A 5,277-nucleotide genomic window follows, 5' to 3' on the forward strand; every position below is an offset into this window, starting at 1 on the left:
CGCGGCTGTCGATGATCCAGGTGCACGAGGACGCGGTGGAAGCCGTGGTGCCGCTCAAGCGCCAGGAAGCGATGGGCCAATTCGACCTCTTCGGCTCGTTCGGAGCCGACGACGGCGACTCGGCCGAGGCGGCGCCGTCGTCCTCGCCGCTCGCGCACCTCAAGTTCGGCGAGGAGGAGTATCCGCGCAAGCAGCTCCTCGCCTACGAACGAGAAATGCTGGGCCTGTACGTGTCGGCGCACCCGCTCGACGGGGCCGAGCGCATCCTGCGCAAGCACGCGCCGAAGCCGATCGCCGCGCTGCTCGCCGACCCGCCGAAGGAGGGCGAGGTCGTCATCTCCGGCCTGCTCACCTCGCTCGAACGCCGGGTCAACAAGAAGGGCGAGCCGTGGGCGATCTGCACCGTCGAGGACATGGACGCCGCGCTTGAGGTGCTGTTCTTCGCCAAGGCGTACTCGATGTTCGCCGCGGACCTGGTCGAGGACAACGCGGTGCTGGTGAAGGGCCGGGTCAACTGGCGCGAGGACAAGATGTCGGTGTTCGGCGGCGGGCTGGTGCCGCTGGACCTCTCCGAGATCGGCAACGGCGACGAGGAACCGCCGCTGGTGCTGCTGGCCGCCGCCGAGAAAATCGACCAGGCCGTGGTCAGCGAGCTGAAGTCGACGCTGCTGGCGCACAAGGGCGATACGCCGGTGCACCTCAAGCTCGTCGGCAAGAACCAGACGGTCTTCGCGCTTTACGATTACCCGGTGAAGGTCAGTTCGATGCTCATCGGTGAGCTCAAGGGCATCCCTGGGATCACCGCCAACACCTGATGGCCGGGGCGGAGCCGGATCCCCGCCGCTGGCGGGCGCTCGCGGTCACTCTCACCGCCGGGTTCATGACGCTGCTGGACGTCAGCATCGTCAACACGGCTCTGCCCTCGATCGAGCGCGACCTGAACACCGGCGCGGGCACCATCCAGTGGGTGGTCTCGGGCTACGCGCTGGCCTTCGGCCTGGTCCTGGTCACCGGCGGCAGGCTCGGCGACGCGCTGGGCCGCCGCCGGATGTTCCTGATCGCGCTGGCCGCGTTCGTCGCGACGAGCGCGCTCGCCGGCGCGGCCCCCGACCCGGCGACCCTCGTCGCCGCCCGGCTGGCCCAGGGCTGCGCCGCGGGCATGCTGACGCCGCAGAACAGCGGCCTGATCCAGGATCTGTTCCGCGGCGCCGAGCGCGGCCGGGCGTTCGGCATGTTCGGCGCGGTCGTCGGCGTCTCCACCGCGGTCGGGCCGGTGCTCGGCGGCGTGATCCTCGCGCTGTTCGGCGACCCGGACGGCTGGCGGTGGGTGTTCTACGTGAACGTGCCGATCGGCGCGATCGCGTTCGGGCTCGCGATGAAACTGCTGCCGAGGACGGACCGGCGGAAACTCCGGCTGCGCGGGGAAATCGACTTCACCGGGATCGTGCTGCTGGCCGTCGCGGTGCTCGGCGTGCTGCTGCCGCTCGTGCAATCCGAACGGGGCGGGCTCGGCCGGTTCTGGTGGCTGTTCGGGGTGGCGATCGTCTTCGGCGCCGCCTTCGTGTGGTGGGAGCGGCGCGTCACGCGCCGGAACCGGCCGCCGTTGCTGGACATCCGGCTCTTCACCGGCACTCCGGGCTACGCGAGCGGCGCGGCGGTCGGGGCGCTGTACTTCTGCGGGTTCGCCGGGATCTGGCTGGTGTTCGCGCTCTTCTTCCAGCAGGGGCTCGGGTACACGCCGCTGCAGTCGGGGCTGGCGGTCACGCCGTTCGCGCTGAGTTCGGCCGTGACGGCGGCCGTCGCCGGACGGCTCGTGGCCCGGTTCGGCCGGAAGCTGACCGTGATGGGACTGAGCATCGTCGCGCTCTCGCTGCTGTCGGTGGGATTGGTCGTGCAGCTGGTGCCGCCGTCGGCCGCGGGATTCGCGGTGGCCGGTCCGCTGCTGATCGGCGGAATCGGCGGCGGGATGGTGATCTCGCCGAACACGACGCTCACGCTCGAATGCGTGCCGAACCGGCTGGCCGGCGTCGCCGGGGGCGCGCTGCAGACCGGCCAGCGGATCGGCACCGCGATCGGCACGGCCGTGCTGGCGTCGGTGTTCGAATCGACGGTCGCGACCGCCGGGCACCAGACCGCGCTCACCGCGGCGATGTGCTGCGCGGCCGGGCTCACGCTCGTCGCGCTGGCTTTCGCGACCCTGGAACTTCGCGCCCGCCGGCGGCGTGCCATCCTGACGGAGGACCAGCAAGCGGCGCAGTCCGCGGCGAATATTCACCGAACGTGACCACGCAACGCTGATTCTCCCTATTCGGTGAGCTACTTACCGCCATCAGGTGATAGTCCATCCGGGTGACAGGTGACCTTCGACCCTAGTGCTACTCAGAGCAACCGAGTAGACCTTATGGAGCCTTCAGAACGGCACTTTGGCTACCTACAGTGGCAATCCGTTCGATCGACCGGGGATGGGTCGATCGGCCGAGCGGCCTGGGAGTCCGAAGTTCCGGGGAATGGACACCCGGAGTCGCATCCCGGTACGAAATTCGTCGGCGTCCGCGGGGGACCGTACGGCGAATCGCCGGGGCGCTGCCCGGAGTGGCCGGCCAGTGCGTGCGAAGGCAACAGGGCGGGCCCGGGCGAGGGGGAACCGGGCCCGCCCGTCCTCGCCCTCCCCGGTCCTCGACCGGCCGCCGTCTTGTCCGCGCCGCCTGGCCTTCCCCGCGGGGGTGCGCTGCGTGCTTGACCTTCCCCTCGGGACCGGCCCCACGCTCAGGGTGTTCCGAACGAGGGAGAACCCATGACGGACCTGCTGACCATCGGCGCGTTCGCGCGCCTGGCCCGCCTTTCGCCCAAAGCGCTGCGGCTGTACGACGAGACGAACCTGCTGCCGCCCGTCCGCGTCGACCCGGACACCGGCTATCGCTGGTACTCGCCGGACCAGCTCGACCGGGCGCGCCGCGTCGTCCAGCTGCGCCGGATCGAAATGCCGCTGCCGCGGATCCGGACCGTCCTCGACCTGCCGCCGGAAGCCGCGGCGGCCGAGGTCCGCGCGTACTGGGAAGAACAGGAGCGGGAGTGGCGCGCCAAGCAGGAACTCGCCGGGTTCTTCCTCGACCGACTGGCCGGGAAGGAAACCCCGATGTACGACGTGTCCGTGCGCGAAATGCCCGCCCGCACCCTGCTCGTCGCCTCCGAGCAGCTGACTGCCGACCGGATCGGCGAATTCGCCGCCCCGCTGTTCGCGTTCTTCGGCGGCCCGGCGGTCCCGCGCCCGTCAGGTGATGCCGGGCGGCCGTTCCTGCGCTACCACGGCGAAATCGGCAATGACAGCGACGGGCTGGTCGAATTCTGCTGTCCGATCGACGGGGACGTCTCCTTCCCGGAGATGACGCTCAGCGCCGACGCCGCGGGCCGCGAGGCGTACGTCACCGTGGCGAAGGCGAACATGATGACCGCGCTCGGGGCCGAATCGCTGCACCGCTGGCTGACCGGCCACGACGTGCGGGCCGACTGGAAGCCGCGCCAGATCTTCCTGTGCGACCCAGGACAGGCCGGTCTCGACGATCCGGTCTTCGAACTGGCGGTCCGGCTGCGCTGAGGCGTCCAGTTTCACCCGGTTCCGGCTGCTCGGGGAGGTCGCGCTCGCGCCGCGCCGTCGATCATGCTGGGATGGCCGCGTTCTGCGGAAAGGGGAGCGCACATGGCCCACGAGTCGCTGCCGGGCAACCGGATCCGGGTGTGGTACCGGCCGATGCGGCCACGCGACACCAGCGAAGGACACCGCGCGTCGACGCCGCTGGAGCTGCTGTTCGACCTGTGTTTCGTGGTCGCCGTCGGCCAGGCCGCCGCGCAGCTGCACCACGCGCTTTCCGAAGGGCACGTCGGGCACGGGGTGCTCAGCTTCGGGATGGTGTTCTTCGCGATCTGGTGGGGCTGGCTGAACTTCAGCTGGTTCGCGTCGGCGTTCGACACCGACGACGTGCCCTATCGGCTGGCCACCCTCGTCCAGATCGGCGGCGGCCTGACCGTCGCGGCCGGCGTGGACAAAGCCTTCGACGGCGACTTCACGATCGTGGTCGTCGGATACGTCCTGATGCGCCTGGCCGCGGTCACGCAGTGGCTTCGCGCGGCGCGGCAAGCACCGGAAATCCGCACGACCGCGTACTTCTACGCGGCAGGCATCACGCTCTGCCAGATTCTGTGGATCGCCCGGCTGGCCCTGCCCGGCACCGCGGGGTTCGTCGGCTTCTTCGTCGTCCTGATCCTGGAACTCGCGGTGCCCGCCGTGGCGGAGGCGCGGACGACCACGCCGTGGCACTCGCATCACATCGCCGAGCGGTACGGGCTCTTCACGCTGATCGTGCTCGGCGAAACCGTGCTCAGCGCCACCAACGCGGTGAAAGAGGGGATCGCGGAGGGCGAGCACACCGGGGAGCTGGTATCGCTGGCCATCGCCGGCCTGGTCCTGGTGTTCTCGATGTGGTGGTTGTACTTCGACCAGCCGGGGCACGCCCGCCTCGAACGCGGCAACTCGCGGTGGACCGCGTTGAGCTGGGGGTATGGCCACTACCTGATCTTCGGATCGGCCGCGGCGGTCGGCGCCGGCCTGGAACTGGCGGTCGGCTTCGACAGCGGGCAGGTGCACGTCAGCGGCATCGTGACCGCGCTGGCCGTGACGATCCCGGTCGCGGTCTTCCTGCTGAGCGTGTGGCTGCTGCACATCGGCCCGACCAACGAATGCCGTCCGATCGCGATCGGCTTCCCGGCGGCCGCGGTGCTCGTGCTCGCCGCGTCGTTCGGCCCGGCGCCGATCCACGTGACAGCGGTCCTCGCGGCGATCCTCGTCGGGGTCACGGTGATCGCGACGCACGGGGAGCGCGAGCCGGGCTGACCGCCATCGGGCCGGAGCCGACGGATCGACGCAGGTCAGCGGCTTGGCGCGAAAAAAGGGACCCCCCTGTTCGAGGGCTGTTTCGGGGCGTGTAATGTTCTCTTCGTCGCCAGGGAGACCGGGCGGCCGCCGGGAACACGAACCAAGCTCCCACAGTAGTGGTAGAGTGGGTGGTCCCAAACCTCCGGAGCTGAACCAGCCCCCGACGAAGCGTCAAGCTTCCCAGGGTGTAGAGTTGGACTCCGGAAAAACAAAAGCTTGAAATAACGCATCGAGCGTGGCCTGGTTGGTTCTGGGTGTGGTTCGGGGTGTGTTGCTTGAGAACTCAACAGTGTGCTAGTGAACTAAGCCAGTAGAGCTTATATGTGAAACCCCCTCGTCGGGGTTTC

The 5,277-nt window shown here is 69.4% G+C and carries 4 protein-coding genes; all 4 read left to right on the top strand.

Annotation, left to right across the window (positions count from 1 at the left end):
• On the top strand, positions 1-815 hold an 815-nt coding region (locus BM362_RS45920), incomplete at its 5' end, for an OB-fold nucleic acid binding domain-containing protein (protein WP_342029845.1).
• Positions 815-2,284 (top strand): MFS transporter, encoded by a 1,470-nt coding sequence (locus BM362_RS45925; RefSeq protein WP_093577417.1) that lies wholly within the window; start codon positions 815-817, stop codon positions 2,282-2,284. The genes BM362_RS45920 and BM362_RS45925, both read left to right, overlap by 1 nt.
• 510 nt (positions 2,285-2,794) lie before the next feature.
• Positions 2,795-3,595, top strand: coding sequence for a MerR family transcriptional regulator (locus tag BM362_RS45930; protein WP_208865545.1), 801 nt, complete (start codon positions 2,795-2,797; stop codon positions 3,593-3,595).
• Positions 3,596-3,697: 102 nt separating this feature from the next.
• Positions 3,698-4,888 carry a low temperature requirement protein A gene (locus BM362_RS45935; protein ID WP_067595773.1) on the top strand — a complete coding sequence of 397 codons (1,191 nt, stop codon included), beginning with the start codon at positions 3,698-3,700 and terminating at the stop codon, positions 4,886-4,888.
• The last annotated feature ends 389 nt before the right edge of the window (positions 4,889-5,277 follow it).

It is taken from the genome of Amycolatopsis rubida, assembly GCF_900115345.1.
Taxonomy (GTDB): Bacteria; Actinomycetota; Actinomycetes; order Mycobacteriales; family Pseudonocardiaceae; genus Amycolatopsis; species Amycolatopsis rubida.